Annotated in this window: 26 protein-coding genes and 3 tRNA genes; 26 read left to right on the plus strand and 3 right to left on the minus strand. The window is 64.7% G+C overall.

Features of this window, described 5'->3' with window-relative positions; genetic code table 11:
* The first annotated feature begins 18 nt into the window (after positions 1 to 18).
* The 19 genes from flhA to fliS all read left to right on the plus strand — a co-directional run bounded on the left by flhA (position 19) and on the right by fliS (position 18,753).
* Positions 19 to 2,082 carry a flagellar biosynthesis protein FlhA gene (gene flhA / locus ABFE16_18515; GenBank protein MEN6347299.1) on the plus strand — a complete coding sequence of 688 codons (2,064 nt, stop codon included), beginning with the start codon at positions 19 to 21 and terminating at the stop codon, positions 2,080 to 2,082.
* Between the two features lie 113 nt (positions 2,083 to 2,195).
* Entirely contained in the window at positions 2,196 to 2,702 is a 507-nt protein-coding gene (locus ABFE16_18520; protein MEN6347300.1) for a hypothetical protein, read from the plus strand.
* A gap of 73 nt (positions 2,703 to 2,775) precedes the next feature.
* Complete coding sequence (locus ABFE16_18525; protein MEN6347301.1) at positions 2,776 to 3,459, plus strand: flagellar hook-basal body protein; 684 nt, start codon at positions 2,776 to 2,778, stop codon at positions 3,457 to 3,459.
* 134 nt (positions 3,460 to 3,593) lie between these two features.
* A complete protein-coding gene (gene flgG / locus ABFE16_18530) occupies positions 3,594 to 4,382 on the plus strand; it encodes a flagellar basal-body rod protein FlgG (GenBank protein ID MEN6347302.1) in 789 nt (262 codons plus the stop codon).
* A gap of 53 nt (positions 4,383 to 4,435) precedes the next feature.
* Positions 4,436 to 4,999, plus strand: coding sequence for a hypothetical protein (locus tag ABFE16_18535; GenBank protein ID MEN6347303.1), 564 nt, complete (start codon positions 4,436 to 4,438; stop codon positions 4,997 to 4,999).
* Entirely contained in the window at positions 4,996 to 5,592 is a 597-nt protein-coding gene (locus tag ABFE16_18540; GenBank protein MEN6347304.1) for a flagellar basal body L-ring protein FlgH, read from the plus strand. The genes ABFE16_18535 and ABFE16_18540 overlap by 4 nt, the downstream gene beginning before the upstream one ends.
* Positions 5,593 to 5,600: 8 nt before the next feature.
* On the plus strand, positions 5,601 to 6,899 hold the full coding sequence (locus ABFE16_18545; GenBank protein MEN6347305.1) for a flagellar basal body P-ring protein FlgI: 1,299 nt from the start codon (positions 5,601 to 5,603) through the stop codon (positions 6,897 to 6,899).
* Positions 6,900 to 6,961: 62 nt separating this feature from the next.
* Positions 6,962 to 7,291, plus strand: coding sequence for a hypothetical protein (locus ABFE16_18550; protein ID MEN6347306.1), 330 nt, complete (start codon positions 6,962 to 6,964; stop codon positions 7,289 to 7,291).
* 293 nt (positions 7,292 to 7,584) lie between these two features.
* Positions 7,585 to 8,031: a hypothetical protein gene (locus tag ABFE16_18555; protein MEN6347307.1), complete on the plus strand. Its 447-nt coding sequence runs from the start codon at positions 7,585 to 7,587 to the stop codon at positions 8,029 to 8,031.
* A gap of 64 nt (positions 8,032 to 8,095) precedes the next feature.
* Positions 8,096 to 9,457, plus strand: a complete 1,362-nt coding sequence (gene flgK / locus ABFE16_18560; GenBank protein MEN6347308.1) for a flagellar hook-associated protein FlgK — start codon at positions 8,096 to 8,098, stop codon at positions 9,455 to 9,457.
* A gap of 48 nt (positions 9,458 to 9,505) precedes the next feature.
* Positions 9,506 to 10,432 carry a hypothetical protein gene (locus ABFE16_18565; GenBank protein ID MEN6347309.1) on the plus strand — a complete coding sequence of 309 codons (927 nt, stop codon included), beginning with the start codon at positions 9,506 to 9,508 and terminating at the stop codon, positions 10,430 to 10,432.
* 43 nt (positions 10,433 to 10,475) lie between these two features.
* The gene (locus ABFE16_18570; protein MEN6347310.1) at positions 10,476 to 10,922 is read left to right on the plus strand and encodes a flagellar assembly protein FliW; all 447 of its coding nucleotides are present in this window, start codon (positions 10,476 to 10,478) and stop codon (positions 10,920 to 10,922) included.
* 28 nt (positions 10,923 to 10,950) lie between these two features.
* Positions 10,951 to 11,199 (plus strand): carbon storage regulator CsrA, encoded by a 249-nt coding sequence (gene csrA / locus ABFE16_18575; GenBank protein MEN6347311.1) that lies wholly within the window; start codon positions 10,951 to 10,953, stop codon positions 11,197 to 11,199.
* 249 nt (positions 11,200 to 11,448) lie between these two features.
* Positions 11,449 to 12,825: a flagellin gene (locus ABFE16_18580; GenBank protein MEN6347312.1), complete on the plus strand. Its 1,377-nt coding sequence runs from the start codon at positions 11,449 to 11,451 to the stop codon at positions 12,823 to 12,825.
* Positions 12,826 to 13,068: 243 nt separating this feature from the next.
* Positions 13,069 to 13,722, plus strand: a complete 654-nt coding sequence (locus tag ABFE16_18585; GenBank protein MEN6347313.1) for a DUF1559 domain-containing protein — start codon at positions 13,069 to 13,071, stop codon at positions 13,720 to 13,722.
* A gap of 429 nt (positions 13,723 to 14,151) precedes the next feature.
* The gene (locus ABFE16_18590; GenBank protein MEN6347314.1) at positions 14,152 to 14,802 is read left to right on the plus strand and encodes a DUF1559 domain-containing protein; all 651 of its coding nucleotides are present in this window, start codon (positions 14,152 to 14,154) and stop codon (positions 14,800 to 14,802) included.
* 268 nt (positions 14,803 to 15,070) lie between these two features.
* Positions 15,071 to 15,715: a DUF1559 domain-containing protein gene (locus ABFE16_18595; GenBank protein MEN6347315.1), complete on the plus strand. Its 645-nt coding sequence runs from the start codon at positions 15,071 to 15,073 to the stop codon at positions 15,713 to 15,715.
* 252 nt (positions 15,716 to 15,967) lie between these two features.
* Complete coding sequence (gene fliD, locus ABFE16_18600; GenBank protein MEN6347316.1) at positions 15,968 to 18,316, plus strand: flagellar filament capping protein FliD; 2,349 nt, start codon at positions 15,968 to 15,970, stop codon at positions 18,314 to 18,316.
* 26 nt (positions 18,317 to 18,342) lie between these two features.
* A complete protein-coding gene (gene fliS / locus ABFE16_18605; protein ID MEN6347317.1) occupies positions 18,343 to 18,753 on the plus strand; it encodes a flagellar export chaperone FliS in 411 nt (136 codons plus the stop codon).
* Positions 18,754 to 18,857: 104 nt separating this feature from the next.
* On the opposite strand, the gene ABFE16_18610 is transcribed toward fliS, so the two are convergent.
* Together ABFE16_18610 and ABFE16_18615 are read right to left on the minus strand one after the other, a co-directional pair.
* The gene (locus ABFE16_18610; GenBank protein MEN6347318.1) at positions 18,858 to 20,066 is read right to left on the minus strand and encodes a sigma-54 dependent transcriptional regulator; all 1,209 of its coding nucleotides are present in this window, start codon (positions 20,064 to 20,066) and stop codon (positions 18,858 to 18,860) included.
* A gap of 221 nt (positions 20,067 to 20,287) precedes the next feature.
* The gene (locus ABFE16_18615) at positions 20,288 to 21,139 is read right to left on the minus strand and encodes an HDOD domain-containing protein (protein MEN6347319.1); all 852 of its coding nucleotides are present in this window, start codon (positions 21,137 to 21,139) and stop codon (positions 20,288 to 20,290) included.
* 217 nt (positions 21,140 to 21,356) lie between these two features.
* Between ABFE16_18615 and ABFE16_18620 the strand changes: the two genes are divergently transcribed.
* Positions 21,357 to 22,373: a FliG C-terminal domain-containing protein gene (locus ABFE16_18620; GenBank protein ID MEN6347320.1), complete on the plus strand. Its 1,017-nt coding sequence runs from the start codon at positions 21,357 to 21,359 to the stop codon at positions 22,371 to 22,373.
* Complete coding sequence (locus ABFE16_18625; protein MEN6347321.1) at positions 22,363 to 23,286, plus strand: FliM/FliN family flagellar motor switch protein; 924 nt, start codon at positions 22,363 to 22,365, stop codon at positions 23,284 to 23,286. Before ABFE16_18620 ends, ABFE16_18625 begins: the two co-directional genes overlap by 11 nt.
* On the opposite strand, the gene ABFE16_18630 is transcribed toward ABFE16_18625, so the two are convergent.
* On the minus strand, positions 23,276 to 24,079 hold the full coding sequence (locus ABFE16_18630; protein MEN6347322.1) for a polysaccharide deacetylase family protein: 804 nt from the start codon (positions 24,077 to 24,079) through the stop codon (positions 23,276 to 23,278). The genes ABFE16_18625 and ABFE16_18630 overlap by 11 nt on opposite strands.
* A 468-nt stretch (positions 24,080 to 24,547) precedes the next feature.
* Between ABFE16_18630 and sigH the strand changes: the two genes are divergently transcribed.
* From sigH to ABFE16_18655, 5 genes are all read left to right on the plus strand, one after another.
* On the plus strand, positions 24,548 to 25,201 hold the full coding sequence (sigH, locus tag ABFE16_18635) for an RNA polymerase sporulation sigma factor SigH (GenBank protein MEN6347323.1): 654 nt from the start codon (positions 24,548 to 24,550) through the stop codon (positions 25,199 to 25,201).
* A 101-nt stretch (positions 25,202 to 25,302) separates the two neighbouring features.
* A tRNA-Thr gene (locus ABFE16_18640) sits at positions 25,303 to 25,378 on the plus strand.
* A gap of 121 nt (positions 25,379 to 25,499) precedes the next feature.
* Positions 25,500 to 25,585 (plus strand) — tRNA-Tyr (locus ABFE16_18645).
* Positions 25,586 to 25,822: 237 nt separating this feature from the next.
* A tRNA-Thr gene (locus tag ABFE16_18650) sits at positions 25,823 to 25,898 on the plus strand.
* 129 nt (positions 25,899 to 26,027) lie between these two features.
* Positions 26,028 to 26,135 (plus strand): GTP-binding protein (locus tag ABFE16_18655; protein ID MEN6347324.1); only part of this gene is annotated, 108 nt, incomplete at its 3' end.

Below are 26,135 nucleotides of genomic sequence, written 5' to 3' on the forward strand. Positions count from 1 at the left end.
GCTTCGGAGGCCGGCTTCATGATCGTCCTGCGGCGTCTCGCGCAGCAATCGGATGTTCTGATGGCAGTCGGCGTAATCGGGCTGGTCGGGATGCTGGTGATCCCGCTACCGCCGGTGCTGCTTGATGTGCTGCTGACGATCAACATCGGCATGGCACTGTGCATTCTGCTGGTGTCGATGTACGTGGAGAAGCCTCTGGACTTCGGGGTCTTCCCCTCGCTGCTCCTCGTGGCCACGCTATTCCGCCTGGCACTGAACGTCTCCTCGACGCGACTGATCCTGCTCCACGGCGCCGCCGGAAAGGTGATTGAGGCCTTCGGGAGGTTCGTGGTTGGCGGCGACATCGTGGTGGGCCTCATCCTGTTCCTGATCCTGGTGGTGATCCAGTTCGTAGTCATCACCAACGGTGCTCAGAGGGTTGCTGAGGTGGCGGCCCGCTTCACCCTCGACGAGATGCCCGGCAAGCAGATGAGTATCGACGCCGACCTGAATGCGGGGCTGATCGGTGAGGCCGAGGCCAAGGCACGGCGTCGTGATATGGAACGCGAAGCCGACTTCTACGGCGCCATGGACGGTGCGAGCAAGTTCGTGCGCGGGGATGCCATCGCCGGGATCATCATCGTGGTCATCAACCTTCTCGGCGGGATCATCCTGGGTGCGGTCAAGCTCGGGCTTCCCATCGGCGAGGCCGTTCAGCGGTTCTCCCTGCTGACCGTGGGCGACGGGCTAGTCAGTCAGATCCCGGCCCTGCTGGTCTCGACGGCAACGGGTCTGGTGGTCACCCGGGCGGCCTCAGAGGACAACCTTGGTGCCGAGGTCTGCGGGCAGTTGGTCGCGCAGCCAAGGGCGGTGCTCATCGTCGGGGTCGTGCTCGTGTGTTTCAGTCTCGTTCCCGGATTGCCGAGCGCCGCCTTCGTGACGGTCGGAGGGGCGGTCTGCGCAGTCGCCTGGTATCTCCTGCGTAAGCGCCCCGAGGCTGAGACGGAGGTCGCTGCAGCGACAGAGGCCGGTACGAACTTCGAGCCGTCGCCGGTCGATGATCTGATCCAGGTCGATCGACTGTGCCTGCGGATTGGCTACGGACTGCTGTCGCTCACCGACCCGGAGAGCGGCGAGTTGCTCGACCGCATTGCAGGCGTCCGCAAGCAGATCGCGCAGAACCTGGGGCTGGTGGTTCCGCCTGTGCGGGTACGTGACGACATGACTCTGGGGCCGCATGAGTACGTGATTCGCATTAAGGAAGCCGAGGCCGGTCGCGGGAAGTTGAGGCCGCCGATGATGATGGCGCTGAGCCCGAGTCCGGAGCCGCCGACCATCCCGGGTGAGGACACCCTCGAGCCTGCCTTTGGGCTGCAGGCAAAGTGGATTCGGCAACAGGACGCCACCCTTGCCGAGGCACGCGGGTACACGGTGGTTGATTGTGCGACCGTCATCGCCACGCACCTCAGTGAGGTCATCAAGCAGCGAGCGGCCGACCTGCTGAGTCGCCAGGACGTGCAGAACATGATTGATGCCCTGCGCGAGCGTGAGCCGTCGGTGGTGAACGACACAGTGCCCGACCTGGCCTCCGTGGGACAGGTTCAGCAGGCTCTTCGCGCTCTGCTGGCCGAGGGCGTTCCAGTACGTGACTTCTCGACAATCCTCGAATCCGTGGGCGATGGTCTGCGGGCGACCCAGAACCTCGACGACGCGGTGGAGGTGTGTCGCCTCTCGCTGTCGCGCGTGATCTGTAGCCGATACCTGAGCAGCGACGGGTCCCTCCGGGCCATCACCGTGCACCCCGACCTGGAGCGGCAGTGCGTGGAGTCGACCTTCGTCACGACTCAGGGCCCGGTCTGTGGGCTGCAGGTCGGGCTGGCCATGCGTCTGCTCACCCAGGTACGTGACCTTGCCGAGGCGGCTATGCGTGCGGGGCACCAGCCGGTGCTGCTTACCTCCCCTCAGGCCCGGCGACCGGTGCGCCTGCTGACGGCCCGTGACTTCGCCGGCATCCCCGTGGTCTCCCACGCCGAGGTTCCACCCGACCTTGAGGTGCAGGTGATCGGGCAGCTTGCCCTTCAGGCCGAGCTGAGCGCTGCCTGATCTTCACGAGGCGCCTGCGCAGTGCGGCGTCGCTGGATCAGGCACGGCGATTGCAGAAAGGGTAGCCGGGATACCCGCCGCCTGACCGCCTTCCTGATATGCAAGGAGATTCCGTGCTCCCCTCCGAGGCTTCGCAAGTGACGGACGAGATGATGGCAGCCGTGGAGCGCTGCGCCCCGGCAGTGGTCGCCGCGATGGCACGAGGCAGTGACTGCCTGGCTGCCGGCACCGACCGTGAGAGCCTGGTCGGACAGCTCCTTCTGAAGGTGGCGGAGCGCGCCTGCTCCGAGCACTGGCCCGCAGAGGGCTATGAGCGGCGAGCCGAGACCCTGACGCTGGAGTACCTCGGCGCCGACCTTCAGGACGGGCTCGGTGCGCTGGGGTCCGTGAGGCTGGTCGGAGTGCAGCCAACGCCACAGATGCGAAGCCGTGTGCTGTCTGTGCTCGAAGAGCTGGACACGCTGCGCCTGCAAGTTCTCGCCCTGCTGCTGCAGGAGGAGCTGAGCCTGGCAGAGACAGCCCAGGTGCTGGGGATCGCGCCGGAGCAGGTCCGGGAAGAGTGCCTTCGCGTGCTGGAACAGATCTGCGAGATTGTGGGCGCTGCGGAGGACCGGCGCTAAGAGCACTGGGCCGAAGCTGCCACGCGGCAACCCAAGAGCACCCGTTTCCGGAAAGCCTGAGGTGACCAAGATCATGCTGCGCGAAGTCTACCGATCCGCGGCCACGATGTTCTCCGAGCTCCTGCGCCAGGATGTGCATGCCCACAACCTTGCCAACGTCGACACCACTGGTTTCAAGCGCTGCATCGCCCGAGCTGTGACGGGAGGAAACCCACAGAACCAGACGGTGGTCTCCCAGAGCGTGGACCTGCGCCCGGGTGAGGTGAAGCAGACCGGCAGCGCCCTGGATGTGGCCCTGCGCAGTCGGGGCTACTTCGTCGTCGACACCGGCGCGGGGCGACTGTACACCCGGAACGGGCATTTCACGCTCAACAGCCAGGGCTACCTGGTCACGACGGGCGGCTACCGGGTCTTGGGCACGCAGGGCCCCATGAGGCTGACGGGCAGCGACACGCTCATCGCCGAAGACGGAACCGTGTATAGCGACAAACAGCGTGTTGACCGTCTGCTGGTGGTGGACTTTCCGGCCCAGTCTGCCCTGAGCCATCGGGCGGGCTCAGCGATGACCGGCTCGCAGGGCGCTGTGCCGGTCGGTACGACCTCGGTGATGCAGGGGGCAGTGGAAGGCTCGAATGTGGACCCGGTGGTGGAGGTGGTGGCCATGACCGACGGCTACCGGCTCTACGAGGCCAATGCACGGGCCATCAATGCCGCCGACCAGAGTCTTGGCAAGCTCATCGAAGCTACCACCGCGTAGCAAGGCAAGAGACTCGGACGTTGCGAGACGGATAGGCAGGCACGGCACGGCAATTGCTACTCGGCTAGAGGGTGGCGGTGACGCCTCGGGAGGTCTGCCGCCACCAGACAGAATCAGATTGAGGTGACTGGGACATGATGCGCTCCCTGTGGTCGGCTGCAACGGGAATGATTGCTCAGCAGTTGAACGTGGACACCATCGCCAACAACCTCGCCAACGTGAACACGGCGGGCTACAAGAAGATGCGGGTCGATTTCCAGGATCTGATGTACCAGACGCTGCGGATGCCCGGGAGCCCTTCGACGCAGAGCGTGCAGCTCCCGACCGGGCTGCAGGTAGGTCTGGGGACGAAGGCCGCCGCCACCGTCAAGAACTTCGAGCAGGGGACCTTCGAGCAAACCGGCAACAAGCTGGACCTCGTGATTGAGGGCAACGGGTTCTTTCAGGTCACGCTCCCGTCGGGGCAGGTCGCGTACACCCGTGCCGGCGCCTTCAAGATGGACGCCGACGGCAACGTGGTGACCTCCGACGGCTACCTGCTGGAGCCGCCCATAGCCATTCCCTCCGATGCCACCGACATCTCCGTGATGAACGACGGCACCGTGGCCGTGATGTCTCCGGGCAGCACTGAGCCGAAGACGGTCGGGACGATTCAGCTTGCCGTGTTCCCCAATCCCGCCGGGCTATCCAACCTCGGCCACAACCTCTACACCGCCACGGCAGCCTCCGGAGCCGCGAAGACCGCCAATCCAGGTCTCGAGGGAACCGGCACGATCAGCCAGGGAGTGCTGGAGCTGTCGAACGTCCAGGTCGTGGAAGAGATGGTCAACATGATCGTCGCCCAGCGGGCCTACGAGGCGAGTTCGCAGGCGATCAAGACGGCTGACCGGATGCTCGAGACCGCCAACAACGTCCAACGCTAACGACCGATAGCTGCAGCTCCGCGCCGGCTACCGAGTCACTGAGGAGAAGGGCCATGCTCACCCTTGCACTGTTGATCGCGGCCTCCTGGGCCTGGGCGCAACCAGCTCCCGCGCCACAGTCCATCAGCTTCCGCACTGAGACGGAAGTGGTCGGCGAGGCTGCGACCCTGGGTGAGCTCGCCACCCTTGAGCCGCCGGAGGCCGCTACCGGACTTGCCTCGCTGGTGGTCGCTGCGGCGCTGTCACCGGGACAGTCACGGAGTCTGACCGCGGGCTACCTGCGGCTTCGACTCCGCCATGCCGGGCTCGACCTGACCAGCGTGCAGGTCACGTGTCCCGAGCGGGTCACGGTGTCGCGGAAGGCGGTTGCTGCACCACCGACTGCGGAGACGAAGGCGAGGACGACGCCTGCGGCACAGGTCCCAGCGTCGCAGGTGCTGCGTCCCGGGGCCAGAGTCACGCTGCTGGTACGCGCCGGAGGACTGACGGTGCAGACACCCGGTGAGTGCATGGAGACTTGTGTGGCCCTGGGGACCGGACGATTCCGCGTGATCGAGACCCGTGCGACGGTGTATGCGCGAGTCCTCGACGCCACTTCCGCTGAGGTGATCCGATGAATGCTCTTCGACGGGCTCAGACCGGCCTGATCCTGCTTGTCATACCGATGCTGCTACTGTTGGGCACTGCGGCGATCGTCTGCCGCGCCGATGGGGCGGGTCTGTTCGCCTCCTTGTATGGCGACCGAGTTGCCCGCGGGATCGGCGATACGCTGCACCTGGTGATCGTGGAAGCAACGAGCGCCAACATGAAGACCGACCAGACGACGCAGCAGAAGACCGCTTCGGATATCGCCGGCGGCACCGGGAAGCTGAGTTTCCTGAAGGCGCTGGGGTTCAGCGGGTCCACGGCGTCCTCGGCCTCGGGCTCCTCGGCACGTGGTGGGACGATGAACGCGCGGATGACGGTGCGGATCGCCGAGTTGACCGAGGCGGGCAACCTGGTGATTGAGGGTCAGCGCTCTGTGGTGGTCAACAACGACAAGGAGACCATCACGATCCGCGGCGAGGTCCGCGGCAAGGATGTGCGGCCGGACAACACGATCTACTCCTACGACCTGGCCAACGTGCAGATCACCTACGCCGGTAGCGACCCGCGCAAGCCCGCACGCAAGGTCGGTCTGATCACCCGCCTCATCAACCTGGTGTTCTGAGGGAAACCATGACGGGATACGCTTCGGGTAAGGCGCGCCATCCCCGGCAGACTGCACTGAGAGCGGTGTTCGTGCTATCGCTCCTCGCGGGGCTCTTGCCACAGACCGGGCAGGCTGTGCCCTCGACGGCGGTGCGCCTCAAGGACATCGCGACCCTGGTGGGCACAACGGGCCAGAAGCTGATGGGCTACGGCCTGGTCGTGGGTCTCGACGGCACCGGCGACTCTACGCAGTCTGTGCTGACCGCTCAGGCCCTGGCGAACATGCTGGAGCACTTCGACCTCCGACTGCAGCCGTCGGAGGTCACGACGGAGAACGTCGCCGCGGTGATGGTGACCGCAGCCTTGCCCGCCGTCGCAAGAGAGGGCGACCGGCTGGACCTGACGGTCGCCTCGGTTGGCGATGCGAAGAGCCTCTATGGCGGCATCCTGCTTCCAACCCCGCTGCGAGGCGACGACGGCAACGTCTACGCCCTCGGTCAGGGCGCCGTCTCTATTGGTGGGATGAACGCCAAAGCCGGCGGCCAGAGCGTGCAGAAGAACCATGCGCTGACAGGCCAGGCTCCGGCTGCGGGGACGGTGATCAAGGCGGTCCAGGGCACTCCCACGACCGATCGGCTGCAGTTCTCGCTGCGCGATCCGGACTTCACGACGGCTTCCCGGGTGGCGCAGGCGATCAACGCGCAACTGGGCACCAAGGGTGCTCGACCGGTCGGCCCCGAGTGCGTCGAGGTAGCTGTGCCGCAGGAGCGACGGGGCGACGTCGTCGGGCTGATCGCGGAACTGGAGAGCCTGTCGGTGGTCGGCGATACGGCGGCCCGAGTCGTAGTCAATGAGCGCACGGGCACGATCATCATCGGCGGAGATGTGCGCATCCTGCCGGTAGCAGTGGCTCACGGCGGCCTGACCATCACCGTCAGCAGCGGGTTTGAGGTCTCGCAGCCGCCGCCCTTCTCCGGGAGCACGACGGTACTCGAATCGGCAGCAGGCAAGGGGCCGACAGAAGACGCTGCAGCTACGCCTGCGGAAGTGGCCCCGAAGCCGACCGGGAGCACTGGAGTTGCGTCCGCGGCGAAGCCACCGACGACGACTCCTGACCTGCCGGGAGCCCGGACGGTCGTGACACCACGGACCGACCTGAAGGTCGAGGAGCCTGCGTCGAGCCTGGTTGAGCTGCACCCACAGACCCGGCTCAGCGATCTGGTGGAGGCACTCAACGGACTGGGCGTCAAGCCTCGTGACCTGGTGGCGATCCTGCAGGCGCTGAAGACCGCCGGGGCACTGCAAGCCGAACTGGTGCTCATGTAGCAGGTCTTGTCAGCTCGCGTTGTGATGTCGGTCGCCTCTCAGTTCCGCTCGGGGGATTTGCCATGCTCATCAACTCAGCCCGTTCCGCAGACTCTGTCCAGGCTTCGTCGAAGCCCGTGGATCAGCGACTCATGAAGGCCTGCCAGGGCTTCGAGGCCATCTTTCTGCGGCAGTTGCTCACGACCGCCCAGCCCGAGGGTGCAGCCTCGGGGCTCTTCGCGTCGGAAGCGGGCGACTCCGTGCTGAAGGACCTGCGCACGACTGCACTTGCCGATTCGCTCGCCCAGTCCGGGGGCTTCGGGATCGCCGGGTCGCTGTACAAGAGCCTCAGCCACCACGCGGGAGGCGTCTCCTCAGCGGCATACCGACACCTCGGCGGGGAGGAGAGGTAGAAGATGCGCGTGGACCCGAGGGGCCCTGTGCCCAGGCCGGACTACCCTTCGGCGGCGGTGTGCAAGCCAAAGGACGCCGTCCGTTCTCAGCAGGAGACGTCGGCTTGCACAACCGAGCTCAGTTACGAGGCACGGCTGTTCCTGCTGGTCGGCAAGGCGAGTGCTGCAGCCTCACGTCAGCGGGCTGCGAAGCTGGAGAGTCTGCACTCCCGAATAGCCGGGGGGACGTATTCGATCGACCGTGACAGTATCTGCGATGCGCTGCTTGGCGACACCAACCAGGGGGAAGCTCAATGTCTGCAGTTGACTACGGCACGCCGTTGACGGATTGCTCTGCACCGACGCTGCTCTATGCTCTGCGCTCCGAGACCGCCGACTACCGGCACTTTGTCGAGAGGCTGCGCACGCTACGCCGGCTCTTCGCCGATCACCAGTACGAGGCCGCCCAGGGGGCCTGCGACGGTCTTCTCTTGCTCGCACGCGACCTCGAGCGAGATGCGGTGGAGCGGCATGACCTGGCCGTAGAACTCAAGGTTGGGGAAACAGGTGCCGAGGAGTATAGCAACCCGGAAGTGGCCGAGGTCTGGGCCGGTCTGCTCGAAGCGCAGATGCTGGCACGCAGTGAGCTGGTAACAGCCCTGGAGATCATCGGCGATCTTCGGGCGCACACTACGGCTCTCCGGCTGGCCCTGCGCGCAACTAGGCCGGGTACTTACGACAGCCAGGGCAACCGCGAATAGCGCTTGAGGAACAGACAACCAGGTAGCCGCCCCTCGGCTTGCCCGGGTAAGCGAGGAAGAGACCGTGAGCCTTCGTGCACTGGAGATCGCACGCTCCGCTATCGTGGCTCGACAGACTGAGATCGAGATGATCGGCCACAACGTTGCCAACGCTCAGACGCCCGGCTACTCGCGTCGCGCGGTCCTGGTTGCCTCGGTGCCCGGTGAGACGGGCTCCCCGGCAAACCACAGCGGTCTGGGCGTCGAAGTGACCGGCGTCCGGCGTCTGGGGAACGGCCTGCTCCGGACTCAGGTGGATCTGGAGACCGGGAAGCTCGGCCGCGAGACCGTGCTCTCGAACACCCTGAAGGACATTGAGGAAGTGGCGGCAGGCACCGACGGCCAGGGGCTGGTCACGCAGCTCAATGCCTTCTTCGACGCCTTCAGCCAGGTCGCAGCAGACCCGGCCGCCACCTCGCAGAGGCACGAGTTGCTGGCCGCGGCAGAGAGCCTGTGTGATGCCGTCGGCGAGATGGACGCCGGGCTCCGGGATGCCCTGAGCACCACTGATTCGCAGCTCGTGGCAGGGGTCAAGCGCGTCAATCAACTCGCAGCGCAGGTGGCACAGCTCAACACGAGCATCGGGCTGGCCGGAGGAGAGGACCAGGCGCTCGACCTGGTCGAGCAGCGCGATTCGGCTGTGCGCGAGTTGTCTCAGCTCTGCGGCAGCGTCGCAGTCGGGCGCGAGCCCGGACAAGTTGACGTTCTGATCGGTGGCCATCCGCTGGTCCAGGGGGCGGTCGCCTCGGAGCTGGAGCTCACGACGGTCGCGAGCGACATCGCGGGGTGCGCACCCTATCACGCGATCAGCTTCAGAGGCCAGCAACCTCCTGACGGGCTTGGGGGAGAGCTGGCCGGACGAGTCGAGGCCCGCTCGGAACTGCTCAAGCCCGCGCTGGAGAGCCTCAGCTCACTGGTGTCGGATTTCGCCCAGGCAGTCAACACGCAGCACAGGGCGGGCTACGACCTGGACGGATCGGCCGGCCTGGATCTCTTCACCTATGACGTCGACACACCGGCGCAGACCCTGGCTCTGAACTCGGCGATTGCGGGCGACACTGACAAGATCGCTGCGGCTGACAAGCCCGGTGAATCGGGGAATGGTGCGAACGCTACCGCGCTGGAGGCCCTGCGGAACTCAGCAGGGATCGTGCAATCCCACATCCAGTATCTGGGCACTCTGGGGACAGACGTCCAGTCGGCTCGGTCACGCTGCGAGGGTCGGCAGGCGGTCATCGACTCCCTCGATGCGCGCTATCAGGAGGTCGCCTCCGTATCTCTCGATGAGGAGGCGCTCCGACTTGGTGAGGCGCAGCAGGGGCTCACGGCGGCCCAGCGCGTCGTGCAGACGGTCCTGACCATGATTGATGACCTCCTGCGTCTGTAGCAGGCCCGTCGGAGTCGCAGCCAGTCGCTACCCACAGGAGCTTTGGCGATGAGAATCGGCACCCGCAGCTTCTTCGATCAGATGTCGGCTACCGTGACCCGGCTGCAGACTCAGTTGGGCGATCTGAACGTGTCCATGTCCTCGGGGAAGCGTGTGAGCAAGCCCTCGGACGATCCTCTCGACGCGGTGCTCGTCGCGCAGGTCAACACGGAGCTTTCTACAGCCAAGACGCGCGCTGAGGTGTTGAGTGGCGGCGTTGCCATGCTGCGAGAGGCTGATGGAGCGTTGAGCCAGATCTCGGACGCACTCCAGGGCGCGATCCAGTCCGCCTCCACCTCGCTGCAGGCAACCTCGCAGGGCCAGTCACAGCTCGCGGCCTGCGCAGTCGAGATCAGGTCCTATGCGCAGTCGATCCTCACGGCGGCGAACACGAAGTCGGGTGACCGCTACCTGTTCGGCGGGTATCAGGACCGCCAGACGCCCTTCGTGGGTGGAGCTCTGAGCACCACCTACGCGGGTGACTCGAACCAGATGACCGTTCCGCTGGGGAACGGTCGGACGTGCCCGATTGCGGTGCCCGGCGACCAGGTGCTGAACTACAAGAACTCCTCGGGCACGCGCGCGGTGGACGCCGTCGACGCCGACGTTTTCACGGCCCTGGAGAGCCTTGCGTGTGCGGTGGAGACCGGCGACAGCGGAGCCGTGCGCCAGCGTCTCGACGACATGCAGGCTCTGCGGAGCAATGTCGTGCAACTTCGCGGCGCCGTCGGCTCCTGGGACGTGCGGCTGCAGGCCAGCCAGGACGCACTGGAGGACGCCAGGCTGCGGTACCAGGAGATCCTCGCGGACCGTGAGAGCATCGATCTCGCCGCCGGGGTCACCGAGTACGCTGCCCAGGAGACAGCCTACAAGGCGACGCTGAGCGTCCTCGGGCAGATTCTACAATTGCCGACGCTTTTCGATCTGACGGGCTAGAGCGGCGAGAGTACCAAAGGGCCAAGGGCCGTGGAGGTAGACAATGCAGTTGCTTTCCCCACGATGTGGACTCCTGGAGTGCGCGGAGTCCGATGCTCTCCATGTGGCGGAGGGGATCGCTCCCTTCGACAGGGCGACGCGTTATGTAATGGTGGCACGGGAGGAGGAATGGCCCTTTGCGTGGCTGCAGAGCCTTGACGAGCCGGCCCTGGCCTTCGTTGTCGCACCCCTCGAGATGCTCTTCCCGGATCGTGCCGAGGAGGCCCTCTGTGCCTATGCAAAAGGTGAGGAGGCCTGCAACAGTTCCCTCCTCGCCGCCTATGGCATCGTTGTCCTCGACCGAGACCCGGCCAGGCTGACCATCAATCTTCTGGCGCCGCTGGTCGTCGACTTCGAGCGAAAGCGGGCACGGCAGATCATCCTTGACGGGCCGCTGGAGCAGACTCGCGAGTTGCTGGAACCCGCTCTGCGATCCCTGGCTCACGCATGACGGACGGCGTGTGCCTTGCTTGAGGCTCATGATGCTGGTGCTCACACGGACAGCAGGCGAGGAAATATGTATCGGCCCGGACATCCGCGTGCGAGTGCTTTCGCTGCGCGGAGGTCAGGTGCGTCTGGGCATTGAGGCACCCGGTGAAGTCACGATTCACCGGGCTGAGCTGGTGGAGGCTGTGTCGCGGCAGAATGCGGCAGCGAGTCAGCCGGATGCCGCCGTTCTCGACCTCGTGACGCGCTCGGCCCAGGCTCACGCTCGCCCCGAGTCCTGACCTCGCGCCCTTCCCCGGATAGTCCCTCCGAGTGGTTTACCTCACCGTTACATTCGAGCCGTCAAGCGCAGAGACCTCAGGCCGATGTGAGTAGTGCGCACACCCGCAGGGCGGTTCGGCAGCCGGTTGCAGTCGCCACCGTCCCTGCACACCCCGGGGAGCTAGGCCAGCACCCACAACAGGCAAGCATGGAAGCTGCCTGCAGGCGGCCGGAGGATTCGGCCACCTCTTCAAGGAGGAAACGACCAGATGTCTCTCACCCGTATCAACCACAATATCACTGCCATGAACGCTCAGCGGAACCTGTCCTTGAACACCAATCGGGTCGGTCAGAGCATGGAGCGGCTGAGCTCCGGTCTGCGGATCAACCGCGCTGCGGACGATCCGGCCGGACTGGTGATGTCCGAGACCCTGCGAGCTCAGATCTCCGGTATGGACGTCGTGCAGCAGAACGTATCGGAAGGCGTCAACCTGATCAAGACGGCAGAGGGCGCGCTCACCGAGGTCAACTCCCTGCTACGGCAGATCAACGACCTGGCGCTGGACTCGGCGTCGAACAGCACCAACACGGCGGACACCCGGTCGGCTCTGCAGCGACAGGTTGAGTCCGCGCTGAACACCATCAACAAGATCGCCAACAACACCAAGTACGCCGGGCTGAACCTGCTTGACGGTAGCGCAGGCACCGCCGCGACAACGCTGGACACGACCAACATCGCCTCAGCCCAGCTCAGTTCCTCGGCGGCCGCAGGCTATGCCAGCGTGAACGTGACGAGCGCCGCGACCAAGGCGTCCCATGATGGCACCAACACTTACGCCACCGCAGCCACTGCGCTCGACAACGCGGGCACAATCACCATCAACGGCACCTCCATCGGCACCTTCGCCACCACCGACAAGGTCCAGACGGTCGTTGATGCCATCAACGCAAAGACGGGCCAGACCGGTGTGACAGCCACCTGGGACACCGACCATGTCCAGCTCGACCAGGCCGGCTTCGGCAGTGACAAGGGCATCATCTACGTGGAGACTGCCGACGTCCTCAACGGCGGGTCGACCGCTGTGAAGTATGGCACCGATGCTGCGGCGACGGTCACGGGAGGCGCTGCAGGGACCTACAATCAGGGCAAGGGCCTGCAACTGAAGGACGCCGCCGGCGACATCATCAACCTCACGGCGGCCGGCAACTCGGTTGCCAACCATGCGAATGCCGTCTACGTGACCCAGGGCAGTGTGTCCTTCCAGATCGGCCTGACGGCCAGCGAGACAGCGAGTACCACGATCTCGAGTTGCACGGCAACGGCGCTGGGGATCAACGGCACGGACATCGCGACGGTTGCCGGGGCCCAGACCGCTCTGACGGCTATCGCCGATGCCATCAAGAACGTCAGCTCGCTGCGAGGCCAGCTCGGAGCCTTCCAGTCCAACGAACTCGAGGCGCAGGGCCGCTCACTGGCCACCGCTCGCGAGAATCTGGCAGCCTCTGAGAGCGCCATCCGCGACACGGACTTCGGCGAGGAGATGGCCGAGTACTCGACGGCTCAGATCCTGGTACAGTCGGCCACTGCCTTCCTGGCGCAGGCGAACTCACTGCCGCAGAACGTCCTGCAGCTCATCCAGGGCTAGACGGCCGCGAGACTCGCGAACCGCATCAAGTGACGAAAGACGCCCGCAGGGAGCTTCCCTGTGGGCGTCGCTCTTTACCTGCCGGTCGCCGTGCAGGCGGCGAGACGGCGCGGGTGCTGTAAACTGCACCGATTGGTCTTGGAATGAGGGGTGGTTCTGTTGTATAGTAGCAAACCGTGGTTCCCTGTACCTGTGTAGGGCGGTCCTCGCCTTCACAGGCAGGAGTCTCAAGAGGAGAAGGGTATGCTGATGAAACGACGCGGCTTTACACTGATCGAGTTGCTGGTTGTTATCGCCATCATCGCGATTCTGGCGGCAATTCTCTTCCCGGTGTTCGCGCGAGCACGCGAGAAGGCCCGGCAGTCGTCGTGCTCCAGCAATCTCAAGCAATTGGCTCTTGGCGTAATGATGTACGCTCAGGACTACGACGAGAAGCTTTGCCCCCGGTACTATCGGTACAACCCGGCCGTCCCGGGTGGCGGCAACTGGCTTGACACCTTCGTGCAGCCCTACATCAAGAACACGCAGGTCTGCCTGTGCCCGAGCACCAGCTCCAAGTCCTACGGTTTCAACGCCGACTATCTTGACTGGCAGCCGCTGGCCAATATCCTGTCCCCGTCGGAGACGGTGATGGCCTGCGACATCAAGAAAAACGCGGCCGGCGTGTACGGTGACATCCACTGCCGGAAGCCGTCGACCTTCACGCCGAGTACCGTGCCCGCCAACGACGAGGATGACTTGGCGGTCGCCAGCGATCCGGCGAACTCCCCGCGGGCTCGTGGCGTGCACAACGGCGGCGCGAACATCGCCTTCGTCGATGGTCACGTCAAGTGGATGAAGACCACCTCCTTCTACTATGGTCAGAATCCAGTCGATCTGTACTTCGACCGCAACTAGCAGCGTCGGTCGTAAGGGTGCATCTTCAGACCCCGCCTTCGGGCGGGGTCTTTTTTTGGTGCGTGACTGCGGGGCAAGACTGAGGTATAGTGAAAATCTCCTGTAGGTGTCGTTGGTGAGGGCCTCGTACCTGACCCCGACGCAGACGGCGACCTCGTACAGTCGGCTGCTGCTCTCCTGGCGCAGGCAGACCCGCCGCAGAGTGTCTTGCCGCTGGTTCGCGGCTGGACAGCCGCAAGGCTGTTCGGTGCCGTCAACCGTCAAGCGCGCCCGCAGGAGAGGCCCTGCGGGCGATTCCGTAACCGCGAGAGCACTGGCGGAGCCCGCAAGAGAAGACCCCCAGAGCGTATGGGGGCACAGCATCCTGCAACTGTGGCGGGTGGGTTCCGCTCCCACGGGCAGGAGTCGCAAAAGGAGACGAGTTCGCCGATGAAACGACATGGCTTTACGCTTATCGAGTTGCTCGTGGTAATCGCCATCATCGCAATCCTCGCGGCAATCCTCTTCCCGGTGTTCGCGCGAGCCCGCGAGAAGGCCCGGCAGTCATCGTGCTCCAGCAACCTGAAGCAGCTGGCGCTCGGAGTGGAGATGTACGCTCAGGACTACGACGAGAAGCTGTGCCCGCGGTACTATCGCTACAACCCGTCCACTCCCGGCGGCGGCACCTGGTGTGACACCTTCGTGCAGCCCTACATCAAGAACACGCAAGTCGTGCTCTGCCCCAGCACCAACAGCAAGTCCTACGGCTACAACATGGACTACCTGGACTGGCAGGCCCTGGCGAGCATCCAGAGCCCCTCGGAAACGGTCATGATCTGCGAGATCAAGAAGAACAGTACCGGCGCCTACGGTGATGTATGCGTTCGCAAGCCCTCTGTTTTCGGCACTCCGCCGGCCGTGCCGACCAACGACGAGGATGACTTGGCGGGCAGCAGCGATCCCACCTACTCCCCGCGTGCTCGTGGCGTGCACAACGGCGGCTCGAACATCGCCTTCGTCGATGGTCACGTCAAGTGGATGGAGACCAGCGGGTTCTACTATGGTCAGAACCCCACGGACCTGTACTTCGACCGCAACTAGCAGCGCTGTCCCTGGTTGCGCCCATCGAGACCCCGCCTTCGGGCGGGGTCTTTCTTTTGTGCCGGTCTTGCTCCACTCAAGACACTGTCTGCGGGTGCCGCTAAGGTACCGGGAAGCTGCTTCAGGGATGAGTGCCTGATGCTGGGGGTAACAATCAGGGTCAGGCAAGGAGGACTATCCTGGACAGGGAGGAATAGTCTTTCCGGACCTGTGATGGGGCGGGCGTCGCTTCCGCAGGCAGTAGCGCTACGATATGGGAGAGTTGCCGATGAAACGCCATGGTTTCACGCTCATCGAGTTGCTGGTTGTCATCGCCATCATCGCGATTCTGGCGGCCATCCTGTTTCCGGTTTTCGCCCGGGCACGAGAGAAGGCGCGGCAGTCATCGTGTTCCAGCAACCTCAAGCAGTTGGCTCTCGGTATCATGATGTATGCGCAGGACTATGACGAGAAGCTGTGCCCACGGTACTACCGCTATAACCCCGCTGTTGCAGGCGGCGGCAACTGGTGCGACACCTTCGCGCAGCCCTACGTGAAGAACATCCAGATCGTCTACTGCCCGAGCACCAACGCAAAGTCCTACGGTTACAACATGGACTACCTGGACTGGCAGCCGCTGGCCAACATCCAGTCGCCATCGGAGACGGTCATGATCTGCGACGTCAAGCAGTGCTTGACCGGCTGGGACCTGAGCGTCCGCAAGCCCTCGATCTTCGGCTCACCGGTGCCGATGCCCGCGAACGACGAGGATGCCAACGCCGTCAGCACGGACCCGCCCTACTCTCCGCGGGCTCGTGGTGTGCACAACGGCGGCGCCAACGTTGCCTTCGTCGACGGCCACGTCAAGTGGATGAAGACCAGTTCCTTCTACTACAGCCAGAACCCCACCGACCTGTGGTTTGACCGCAACTAGCAGCGTCGGTCGCAAGGGTGCATCTTCAGACCCCGCCTTCGGGCGGGGTCTTTTTTTGTGGCCTTGCTGAGGCGGGGTCAAGAGGAGCGCCGCGGATGCCGATGTCAACAAGGAGACCGTGCTCCCTGGGCGACTGGGAGTACGCTTCTCACGTTCACCGGGGGCGGTGGACCTGATGGCAGGTTCGGCAGACTTGGTTGCAGGTCTCCCTGGGCCTGACTGTAGGTCGTCTCTTGAAGGAGGTTGGCATTCGTGTCAAGCAGTGTTGCGGGGATCACTACTACCATCAGTAACGTCAGCGGCACTACGTACCTCGACGGTCTTGCCTCCGGCCTCGACACCACCAGTATCATCGATCAGCTCGCGGAGATTCAGAGCAAGCCGATCAAGCGGCTGGAGGCACGGAAGACAGCGCTGCAGGAGAAGCTGGCGGCGTACCAGTCGATCAACGCCTCCCTGGGAGCACTGCAGTTGGCTGCCAAAGACCTGGCCACACCCTCACAGTTCCTGACACGTGGGGCCACCGTGTCGGGATACAGCACCGGTACGGCCCCGCTGGCGGTGTCTGCATCCTCCGAGGCACGGACAGGAACCCACCAGGTAGTTGTCGAGCAGTTGGCCCAGGCGCAGCGAGTGCTCTCAGGAGCCGGCGCAGTGGCAGACGCCGATGCTGCCCTGAACGCGGCCGGAGACCTGCGCATCAACGGGAAGACTGTGTCACTGACGGCCGGCGACACACTCAAGGACCTGCGCGACAAGATCAACGCGGCGGGTGCGGGAGTCGATGCGGACGTCATCCAGGTGGCAGAGGGCGATGCTCGTCTGGTGCTTACGGCCCAGCAGCCGGGAGTCGAGAACTCCATCGACCTGGTAGACGGGACGGGAAGCAACCTGCTCCAGAAGCTCGGACTGGTCAGCGCAGAAGCTTCTCTGAAGCACCCACTTGCGGGCGATGCTTCGGCCCAGTCTGACGGCGTCGCGAACTCGGCGCTGGACGTTGCAGTGGCCCTGGGCCTCACTATCCCGCCGGCGGGGACGGTGCTGATTGCCGGAGTGAGCCTCACCCTTGACCTGGGCTCGGACAGCCTCGAGGACCTCCGCGACCGCATCAACCAGAGTGAGGAACTGCAAGCCCAGGGCGTGAGTGCCAGCGTGGTCTCGGAGGAGGCTGGCGGAAAGACCCAGTACCGGCTCCAGATCGACAAGGCGGAGGGGACGCTGACACTGACGGACGACAACAACGTGCTGTCCACCCTGGGGCTGGTGCAGCACAGCATCGCGAACGAGCAGCAGGCTGCCTGTGATGCCCGGATCCGCGTCGACGGCGTGACCGTGACGCGTTCGACGAACTCGATGGACGACGTGATTGACGGCCTCAGCATCGAGCTGACGAGGGCGGCACCTACGGAGACGCTGACGCTGACTGTCGCTCAGGACACGACCTCTGCGCTCAGGAAGGTCCAGTCCTTTGCCTCCGCCTACAACAGCCTCATCGACCAGATCGCCTCGGCGCAGGCGTACGACACGGAGACCGAGAGCGGTGGCGTTCTTTTCGGCGACGCAGCCATCCTGAACCTTGAGTACGGGCTGCGCGGCACCATCAGCAACCCCATCGCGATGTCAGCGACGACCTCAGACACCCTCGCGTCGATCGGGATCACCACGGATGCCCACGACCGGCTCGTGCTGGAAACGGCGAAGCTCACGCAGGTGCTGACGGAGGACCCGAGTCGAGTGGGAGGGCTCTTCGGGCTGGAGGCCGAGTCGGACAGCCCGCAGATCGAGTTCATCTCCTCGACCCGTGCCACGGCGACAAGCGATGCCTCGGGCTACCTGGTTCACATCACGCAGGCGGCTGAGCGTGGCACGGCCTCCTCGCGCGAGTATGCAGCCGGTGCGACACTCACTGCCACCGAGACGCTGACCTTTGACGGCACCTCGCCGGTGACGCTGGAGGCGGGGATGACGCTGCGGGAAGCTGCAGATCGGCTGAACGGCTGGTTCCAGACTTACGGCTCTGCCTACGAGGCCACCGTCGTTTCGGAGGGTGGACACGAGCACTTGCAGATACAGCATGAGCAGTACGGGTCCGCCTACGCCGTGGTGATGTCCTCCTCGCTGGATGACGGGGCCGGAGGCACGGGTCTCGGCGGTGCGACAGCGGGGTCGACAGAGACGTACTGGGGCAAGGATGTGGCGGCGACGATCAACGGCGAGGCGGCGACCGGCAGGGGACAGGTGCTCACCGGCGACAGCGGCAATGCCACCACTGACGGGCTGACGCTGAAGATCACGACAACCGAGTCGGGAGTCGACCTGGGGCGAGTCAGCGTAAGCAAGGGTGCTGCGAGACGGCTGAGCGAGTACATCTCCTTCGCGCTGGACACGGAGACCGGCTCGATCACCCAGGGTGCCGAGAGCCTCACCAAGAGCATGGAGAGCATCGACGACGACATCGACACCGTCGAGGGTCGCGTGCAGCGCTACAGGGACAAGATGCAAGCGAAGTTCCAGACGATGGAGACCGCACTGGCCAAGGCCCAGGCTTTGCAGCAGTACATGAGCGGGCAGATCTCTGCCTTTACCTCAAGTAAGGACTGATAGGAGAAGGGAGCGTCGGACCCTCCGTGATTCCTCGAGCTCTCAATGCGCAGTACGCCTACCGGCAGATGCAGACCGAAACGGCCGGCCCGGAGGAAACCGTTGTCTTGCTGTTTGACGGGATGGTGCGGATCCTGTACCGAGCGCGCGACGCCATGTCGGCAGGTCGCCTCGAGGAGCAGTCGGCAGAGATCGGGCGCGCGCAGCGGATCCTGAGCGAGCTGAGCTGCGCTCTGGACTCCTCGCAGGACGAGGCGCTTGTCGGAGCCCTGCGCTGCACCTACACCTCGATGTACAACCGGCTCTGCGAGGCGAACCTCAGCGACGATCTGGCAGCACTGGAGGATGTCCTGGCCCTGGCGGAGCGGTTCTCGCAGGCGTGGCGTACAGCCCTGCAAAACGTCGGCGTTGCCACCGTCACACCGGCGAGTCTGTGATCGCCTGGCCCGAGTGCCACGGCAGCGATCAGCAGCAGGGCCCCAGTCTTCCTGGACTGGGGCCCTGCTGATTCCGGCGGTAGGCGACGATGGGCTGACACCCGCTACGCCGCGAGGGCCTTGTTGGTCCCCGGGGTGCGAGGACATATCTGGATGTCTGTGGCCTGAAGGGTGGAACCGTGAGCCAGGAGAGCTGCCCGGTGGACGACGTTGTTGAGCTCCCTGAGGTTGCCGGGCCAATCGTGACCCGTCAGTTCGCCCAGGGCGAGCTCACTGAAGTCGGCAGGACCGGCGCCGGCGGCTTCGCGTCGTGCGAGCTTGAGGAAATGCCGGGCGAAGCAAGCGATGTCCTCGCGCCGCTCACGAAGGGGCGGCAAGGTCAGGGGCACGACAGCCAGCCGATAGTAGAGGTCCTCGCGGAAGGTGCCCTCGGCCATGCACCGGGTGAGGTCTCGATTCGTCGCAGCCAGAACGCGAACGTCGACCTCAGTCGGCTTGAGGCCGCCGAGCCGCGTGAGGCGCCGCTCCTCGAGAAAGCGCAGGAGCTTCACCTGGGCTCCGGGACTGAGTTCGCCGACCTCATCCAGCAGGAGTGTGCCGCCGTCTGCGAGTTCGCAGATCCCCTTCTTGGAGGTCGTGGCAGAGGTGAAGGCACCCTTCTCGTGACCGAAGAGCTCGCTCTCCAGCAACGCCTCCGGGATTGCGCCGCAGTTGATGCCTACGAAGGGACCGTCGCGACGCTCGCTCATGTAGTGGATGGCCCGGGCGAGGTACTCCTTGCCGGTGCCGGTCTCGCCCTCGATGAGGACGCTGGCACGACTCGCGGCTACCCGAGCGGCGGTGGTGTAGCAGTGACGCGCCTGTGCATTGGAGCCGAGGATATTGCTGAACCCGTAGCGCTTGCGCAAGGAGGCCCAGAGGAACTCCCAGTTCTGTGGTGGGATGTCGCGCTCGCGGGCATCTCGGCTGATGCGCTGCAGTTCTCGCGGGCTGACGGGCTTGCACAGATAGTCCGTCGCGGCACTTCCCAGGGCCTCGATGGCCTTCTGCACAGTGGGGTAGCCGGTCATCACCACGGCGGCCCCCTGGTAGCCCTCGTGGCGAAGGTCCTCGAGGATCTCGACGCCGTCTGCGTCGGGCAGACGTTGGTCCAAGACAATGAGGCGGAAGGGATGCTCCCGTGCCCAGGAGGCTACCTGGGCCCCGACGGCTGCCTCGCTGACCAGCCATCCTTCGCGACGTAGTGCCTCGACGGTAACTGCTCGCAGAGCTTCGTCATCGTCAACAACAAGTGCTTCCCAGTGTCCTGCCACGATGCCATGCCCCCCTAGAGAGCCCGGCACCCTCGGAAGCTGAGTCTCCCGGGCCCATCCGGAGGACTCGCGAGGCTGCCCGGCTGTGATCGCTGCCGTGATCGGCAGATGGCAGGTGCCTTATCGGCCAGGGGTGTGCCGGACTTTAGGTGGCCGGAGTCGTGACCACTCCGGAGAGGGGGCAGCGACGGGAGGACGACGGCAACTGGAAACCGCTACTGCTAGACCATCGCCGAGAGCATCGCCTCAATCCGCGGAACCTCCTGAGTCAGGGCCCAGCGTGCCTTCGACATGATCCCTGCGCCGACGCCGGTGGCGGTCGAGGCGACCGTGCTGGGCGTGGTGCTTGTGTACAGACTGCACGCCTGCATCCCCATCTCGTTGGCGACCTGGTTCCCGACCAGGACATCGGCCGCTACGGTCGAGAGCTTCGCGGCGCCGAAGACATCATGGTGGTGCTGGATCGCCTCGACGACCTCCGGGCCGAAGTGCCATTGCGCCGCAGCTTCGGCTCCGATGTGGGCATGGGTAATGCCCAGGCGCTTGGCCTCGATACGCAGTATGTCGCTGCCGGTTTGAGCCGCCTCGGCGACACAATCGCCGTAGGCATGCCCGAGCTCGGCGGCGAGGATCATCTTTCCCACGTCGTGCATGAGGCCGGCGAAGTAGGCGTTGCTGCGCTCGCCGGCGCCAGCGGCACTGCCGGAGCTGGCTGCAGCGACTGCCAGGTTGTGCCGCCAGAGAGAGACGCGGTCAAGGCCGGAACGCGAGAAGGCACGGGAGAAGGTCTCGGTGAGGTAGAAGCCCATGGCGATGGTGCGCACCGCGGCAATCCCGAGCCTGCTAACGGCTGCCGTGACGTTTTCGACTTGGTGCACCGGCGCCATCACAGCGGCGTTGGCGACGGTCACCACTTTGGCCGCCAGTACCTCTTCCTTGGCGACGGCGTGGGCCACCTCGGCAGCGCCGGGGTTGTCACTAGCACAGCTCTGCAGGATCATGCCCAGAGCCGTAGGGAAGGGGGGAATGCGATGCAGCACACTCTTTGCGGAGGAGAACGCTTCGTCATGCATAGATCACTTGCACACCCTTTCGGGGTTCTGTGTGTCTTCCCCTACGGCTTGCGGCTCGGCGGACTTGAGCCCGTGGGCGGTAACGGATTAGACACGTCCAGGGCGACGCCGGCAAGCCCACCGCAGCTTAAGGCCATAACCGTCGCCGCCGATCTAGGGGGCGCAGGTACCACCATGCCGTTCCCACGCAGACACGAAGGAGGCCTGGCCCCTCAGTATGGAGACTACAGCCGCGAACCAGGCCCCTTCAATGGATCCGCGCCTGCGTCAGGCGGCGCTGATCCTGTCGGCACTTGGGTTGGACGATGCCGTATCCATCTGCCGCCGCGTAGACCCCCTGACCGCCCACCGGCTCATTCGCGTGCTGGGGATGATCGGGACCGTTGGCAGCCACGAGAAAGCCAAGGCGGCCCGTGAAGTGCTGACACGGATGCATGGGGATGACGCAGGGCTGGACAGCCTGGCCGCCACCCTCAAAGAGCGAGTCCTGGGGATGAGGAACGGGTTCGGCGACCTCACGAGCGAGGAGACCGAGCTGTCGCTGGAGCGACTGTCGCTGCTGGACAAGGCAGACGCCAGCCTGATCTGGCGTGCCATCGGCGGAGAGATGCCGCAGACGATCGCACTGATCACACGGCATCTGTCGCCGCTGAACGTTGCGCGTCTGCTGTCGATCATGCCCGACGACCTACGAACCGAGGTTGCGTACCGGATGGCCTCGCCACGACCGGCCACCTCGGGTGCCCTGAAGGCTTTCGCGCGGGTGACGGATAGACTCATCAAGGTCGCGGCGAGTGGTGCGAACTCCTCGGACGGCACCATGCAGTTCTTCGTCGACGTGATCTCACAGATGAAGCGCGCCGATACCCAGCGGATCATCGGCGCCATCCGTGAGCGCTCGGAGGAAACGGCAGCTCGGATCGAGCAGCTCATCTTCAAGTTCACTGACCTGCTGCGCCTGCCTCCGGTCAGCCTGCAGACCATCCTGCGCAACGTCTCAACCAATGACCTGGCCCTGGCACTCAAGGGGATCGCTGAGGACCTGCGACAGGTGGTGTTGAACAACCTCTCGCACCGCGCCCGTGCGGTGCTGGAGGAAGAGATCAGCTTGCTTGGTGCGGTGCCCGCCAGTGAGGCTGAACGTGCCCAGCGGGAGATCGTGCAGGTTGCACGCTCACTGGACGCCGCCGGTGAAATATCGCTCGAGCCGGGTGAGGTGGAGTATGTCGAGTAGCAATCGGCCAGACCTTGGGGCTGCGGGGCAGGGGGTACTTGATACTCTGCGGGTCAGCGCCTATGACTTCCGACAGGCGCACAGCCTCTCCAGTGACCAGCTCCGTGAACTGCAGGAGCAATGTGGCAACCTGTGCCGTGCACTTCACCGCTATGTTCCGGAGACAACGGGGCTTGCTGCACGGTTCGCCCTCGACCGGCTGCTCTTCACCACCTACGACGAGTACCTGGACAGCCTTCCCGAGATGCCGATCATCGCGGTCTGCCAGTTCGGGACGCAGAGCCCGCCCATCCTGTGGCAGATCGACACGGCTCCGCTCTTTGCCTACATGGACGCGATGCTGGGTGGCGATGGCTCGGTGCCGCCTGTGGACCGCGAACTCACGATGTTGGAGCGGTCGCTGGCCGCGCAGATGGTGGAGGAGTTCATCCTGACCTGGACGGACGCCTGGCCGGCCCTCGAAGCTGCCGGAGCCGGTGTGGTCGAAGTGCGCCAGTCCCGTGGTAGGTTCGGCGTGGCCTCCCTGCAGGAGGCCATGGTCGCTGCGGTGGTGAGGATGTCGGTGGCGGATGCCTCAGGGGTGATGCGAATCGGCCTCCCTTCGGGGACCCTCAAGGTGCTGATTCGTCAGAACAGCGCCAACCTGAGCACCACCACCGTGGGCGAGTCGGCACGGCTGGACGCCCTGGAGCGGCTTGACCGTTGCGGCCTGAAGGTCACAGTTCGCATGGGCACCGCCCGGCTGTCTCTGCGCCAACTGAGAGACCTGAGCTCCGGGGATGTCGTTCCCCTTGAGCAGGGCCCCCAAGAGCTGCTGGAGGTCCTCTGTGCAGGACGGCCCAAGTTCCGAGGCGTGAGCGGCATCTCGAACGGACACATCGGTGTGCGGCTGACCGAAGGTATCACTGAGTAGTCGCAGCACCGCCCTTCAAGGGTGATGAGGCAGCGCCCTGGGATGCCTTCGCCCGTGAGCTCGCGAGCCACGGGTCCCAGGCCCTGAGAAGCTCCGGGAGAGACACGAACCGGAATCCGGCAGCCCCCAGTTCGCTGAGTATCTGTGGAAGCGCCTTCACGGTCTCGCGATGGCCCGGCCCGTCGTGCATCAGCACGATGTCGCCGGGATTGGGAGTGTGGATCACGTTGTGGGCGATTCCGGCTGCATCAATCTTGGCCGTGTCGGCGGAGCTGATTGTCCAGGTGAAGACGCAGTAGCCCTGACTGAGCGCAAGGTGGGTTAGCTTGCTGTCGACGATCCCGTAGGGTGGCCGGAAGCAGGTAGGGCGCTCTCCTGTGGCCTCCCGGATTGCGGCAGCCGTTCGGGCGAGCTCGGACCTGGCCTCCTCGGCGGTGCAGGTGGATGGATGGGTGTAGCTGTGGCTGCCGAGGGTGTGACCGCCGGCGACGATTGCCCGAAGGAGCTCCGGATGAGCATGGGCAGCCCGGCCCAGGACGAAGAAGGTGGCATGGGCACCATGCTCCGCAAGGGTCTTGAGGACTGTCGGCGTGAGCTCGGGGTTCGGGCCGTCGTCAAAGGTGAGCGCAAGGAGCTTGTGCGGGAAGTACCTCACGCGTGTGCTGATCCTCTTGCCCTGGTAGCGCTGGGGTACCGCCCAGTCGGCTGCGGCCCCGGTCGCTTTCTGTGACGCCGCCAACGCCGGCAGCGCGTTCTGCGCCTCCTCCGGCGCTAAGGCCTCCCCCAACGGCATAGTCTGCGGCGGTTCTGCAGTAGGCTGTGGGCCCGAGGCAGCGTGCGTCTCTGGCGGCTGGACAGTCCCACGCCGCGCACAACCGGGAGCGCACAGCAAGATCGCCGAGGCCAGCATCCAGGCGGCAAGTGGCCCTGCGCAGGACGGGACCACGCTTCTGAGTTGCCATCTCATCACGCTTCACTTCCCAGAGTCGGACAGAGGGGCGTGCGCCGAGGTCTGGGCCTGGAAGCGGTGGCCGTCAGGGGCACCCAGGCGCCGTCACTTGACTTCGGCGTGAGCCCAGAATATACTCACAAGCAACGGATAGTAGCGCTAATCCGTGTGTTCGTTGTTCCCAGCGTTCTTTGACGTCAGCGCGTGTGTGCCTGATGTGCGCCCTCTTCCTGAACGGCTGATGTGCCGGGGTGGGTCGCCTGCTGTGACCGTCTCTTTCGCGCCTCTTTGGTTTTGCGGGAGGTGAGTGACATGGCCCAGGTCGGCGAGTATGGTGGACCGTCCTCTCGAGCCTTTGCACTCATGGGTGACGAGGAGTTGGTGGCCCGAGGACGGCGTGGCTGTAGGCGATCGATCGAGCACCTCCTGGGCAAGTACCGTAACCTCGTCGAAGGCAAGGCGAGTGCGTACTTCCTGGCTGGCGCCGATCGTGATGACGTGGTCCAGGAGGGAATGATCGGCCTCTACAAGGCAATCCGGGATTTCTCCGGTGACCACTTGTGCGCCTTCCGGTCTTTTGCCGAGCTGTGCGTAACCCGGCAGATCATCACAGCGGTGAAGACCGCGACGCGCAACAAGCACGCGCCACTCAATACGTACGTATCCATGGATACGCCCATCGATGACGCCGAGGAAGACCGTACCTTCGGCGAGATGCTCCAGCAGCCACCCCATCAGGACCCGGCTGAGGCCGTTGCCATCGGCGACCTGCAGCGCGAGGTGCGCCGACGGATCGGCAGCGAGTTATCCTGTCTGGAGGCACGGGCGCTGTTGCGGTACATCGAGGGGCAATCCTATCAGGATATCGCCGCAGAGCTGGGCCTGGGCGTTAAGCAGGTTGACAACGCCTTGCAGCGCGCCAAGAAGAAGATGGGGCGCTTTGCGCACGAGCTGAACCTGGCCTGAGAGAGGCGCAGAGCGTCGTGCCTGGTCAAGAGCCGGCCCCCGTTGCAACTTGCCTCCGGGTACTGGCGAGCGCCCTGGTCTCTCGGCTTGAGACCCACCGAGCCGACGTAGCTCAGTTGGTAGAGCGGGGCACTTGTAATGCCCAGGTCGTCCGTTCGAATCGGATCGTCGGCTCCAGCCTTTTCGGTCGCGGCGAGTTTTTTGGCAAGCAGCTTGCCAAAGGTCGGAACGCTTGCTATACTGTGCGTCGCGCCGACGACTGGTGTGCCCCCCTTCCGGGGGTGACGTACCCGCCGGTGGAGGGGTGCCCGAGTGGTTAAAGGGAGCGGACTGTAAATCCGTTGGCAATCGCCTACGGAGGTTCAAATCCTCCCCCCTCCACCATATTACGACCTTCCCGCTGGCGGCGGATTCTGAAGACCGTCGCTGGCCCTATCCCAACCTTGCACAAACCCAACGCCCGATCTCGGAGCAGAGGCATCCGCAGGGATGTCGTGGTGGAGGGGCAATCGGGGAGCGCGCTGGGTATTTCGTCTTGCCTCATGAAGGTCACGCGTCGGCCTCCTTCGCAGGCGCTGCGTACCTCAGGGGTATGCGGGCGCAACGCCCCAGCGGCCACAAGCCCACGTAGCTCAGTTGGCAGAGCGTGTCCTTGGTAAGGACAAGGTCACCAGTTCGACCCTGGTCGTGGGCTCCAGTTAACACCCCCGCGCGGGCTCCCGGGCTCCGCTTTCGTCTCATGGGCACTTGTGTACCGGCGGCCGTCGGGGTCGCTCCGCGATCAGATGGCGATGGCATCAGGCCATCCCAGGAGGTAGCCACCAGCATGGCTAGGCAGAAATTCGAGCGGACAAAGCCACACGTGAATATCGGCACGATCGGTCACGTGGATCACGGGAAGACGACGCTGACGGCGGCCATCACGATGTGCTTG

The organism is Armatimonadia bacterium (genome assembly GCA_039679385.1).
Taxonomy (GTDB): domain Bacteria; phylum Armatimonadota; class Zipacnadia; order Zipacnadales; family JABUFB01; genus JAJFTQ01.

Coding starts and splice junctions, on each gene's coding strand:
- ABFE16_18545 (MEN6347305.1), top strand. CDS start 5,601: ATGACGGGATACGCTTCGGGTAAGGCGCGCCATCCCCGGCAGACTGCA.
- ABFE16_18590 (MEN6347314.1), top strand. CDS start 14,152: ATGAAACGACATGGCTTTACGCTTATCGAGTTGCTCGTGGTAATCGCC.
- flgG (MEN6347302.1), top strand. CDS start 3,594: ATGATGCGCTCCCTGTGGTCGGCTGCAACGGGAATGATTGCTCAGCAG.
- ABFE16_18535 (MEN6347303.1), top strand. CDS start 4,436: ATGCTCACCCTTGCACTGTTGATCGCGGCCTCCTGGGCCTGGGCGCAA.
- csrA (MEN6347311.1), top strand. CDS start 10,951: ATGATGCTGGTGCTCACACGGACAGCAGGCGAGGAAATATGTATCGGC.
- sigH (MEN6347323.1), top strand. CDS start 24,548: ATGGCCCAGGTCGGCGAGTATGGTGGACCGTCCTCTCGAGCCTTTGCA.
- ABFE16_18525 (MEN6347301.1), top strand. CDS start 2,776: ATGCTGCGCGAAGTCTACCGATCCGCGGCCACGATGTTCTCCGAGCTC.
- ABFE16_18585 (MEN6347313.1), top strand. CDS start 13,069: ATGCTGATGAAACGACGCGGCTTTACACTGATCGAGTTGCTGGTTGTT.
- ABFE16_18615 (MEN6347319.1), bottom strand. CDS start 21,139: ATGCATGACGAAGCGTTCTCCTCCGCAAAGAGTGTGCTGCATCGCATT.
- ABFE16_18565 (MEN6347309.1), top strand. CDS start 9,506: ATGAGAATCGGCACCCGCAGCTTCTTCGATCAGATGTCGGCTACCGTG.
- ABFE16_18550 (MEN6347306.1), top strand. CDS start 6,962: ATGCTCATCAACTCAGCCCGTTCCGCAGACTCTGTCCAGGCTTCGTCG.
- ABFE16_18620 (MEN6347320.1), top strand. CDS start 21,357: ATGGAGACTACAGCCGCGAACCAGGCCCCTTCAATGGATCCGCGCCTG.
- ABFE16_18625 (MEN6347321.1), top strand. CDS start 22,363: ATGTCGAGTAGCAATCGGCCAGACCTTGGGGCTGCGGGGCAGGGGGTA.
- ABFE16_18595 (MEN6347315.1), top strand. CDS start 15,071: ATGAAACGCCATGGTTTCACGCTCATCGAGTTGCTGGTTGTCATCGCC.
- ABFE16_18580 (MEN6347312.1), top strand. CDS start 11,449: ATGTCTCTCACCCGTATCAACCACAATATCACTGCCATGAACGCTCAG.
- ABFE16_18630 (MEN6347322.1), bottom strand. CDS start 24,079: ATGCCGTTGGGGGAGGCCTTAGCGCCGGAGGAGGCGCAGAACGCGCTG.
- flhA (MEN6347299.1), top strand. CDS start 19: ATGATCGTCCTGCGGCGTCTCGCGCAGCAATCGGATGTTCTGATGGCA.
- ABFE16_18570 (MEN6347310.1), top strand. CDS start 10,476: ATGCAGTTGCTTTCCCCACGATGTGGACTCCTGGAGTGCGCGGAGTCC.
- ABFE16_18555 (MEN6347307.1), top strand. CDS start 7,585: ATGTCTGCAGTTGACTACGGCACGCCGTTGACGGATTGCTCTGCACCG.
- ABFE16_18540 (MEN6347304.1), top strand. CDS start 4,996: ATGAATGCTCTTCGACGGGCTCAGACCGGCCTGATCCTGCTTGTCATA.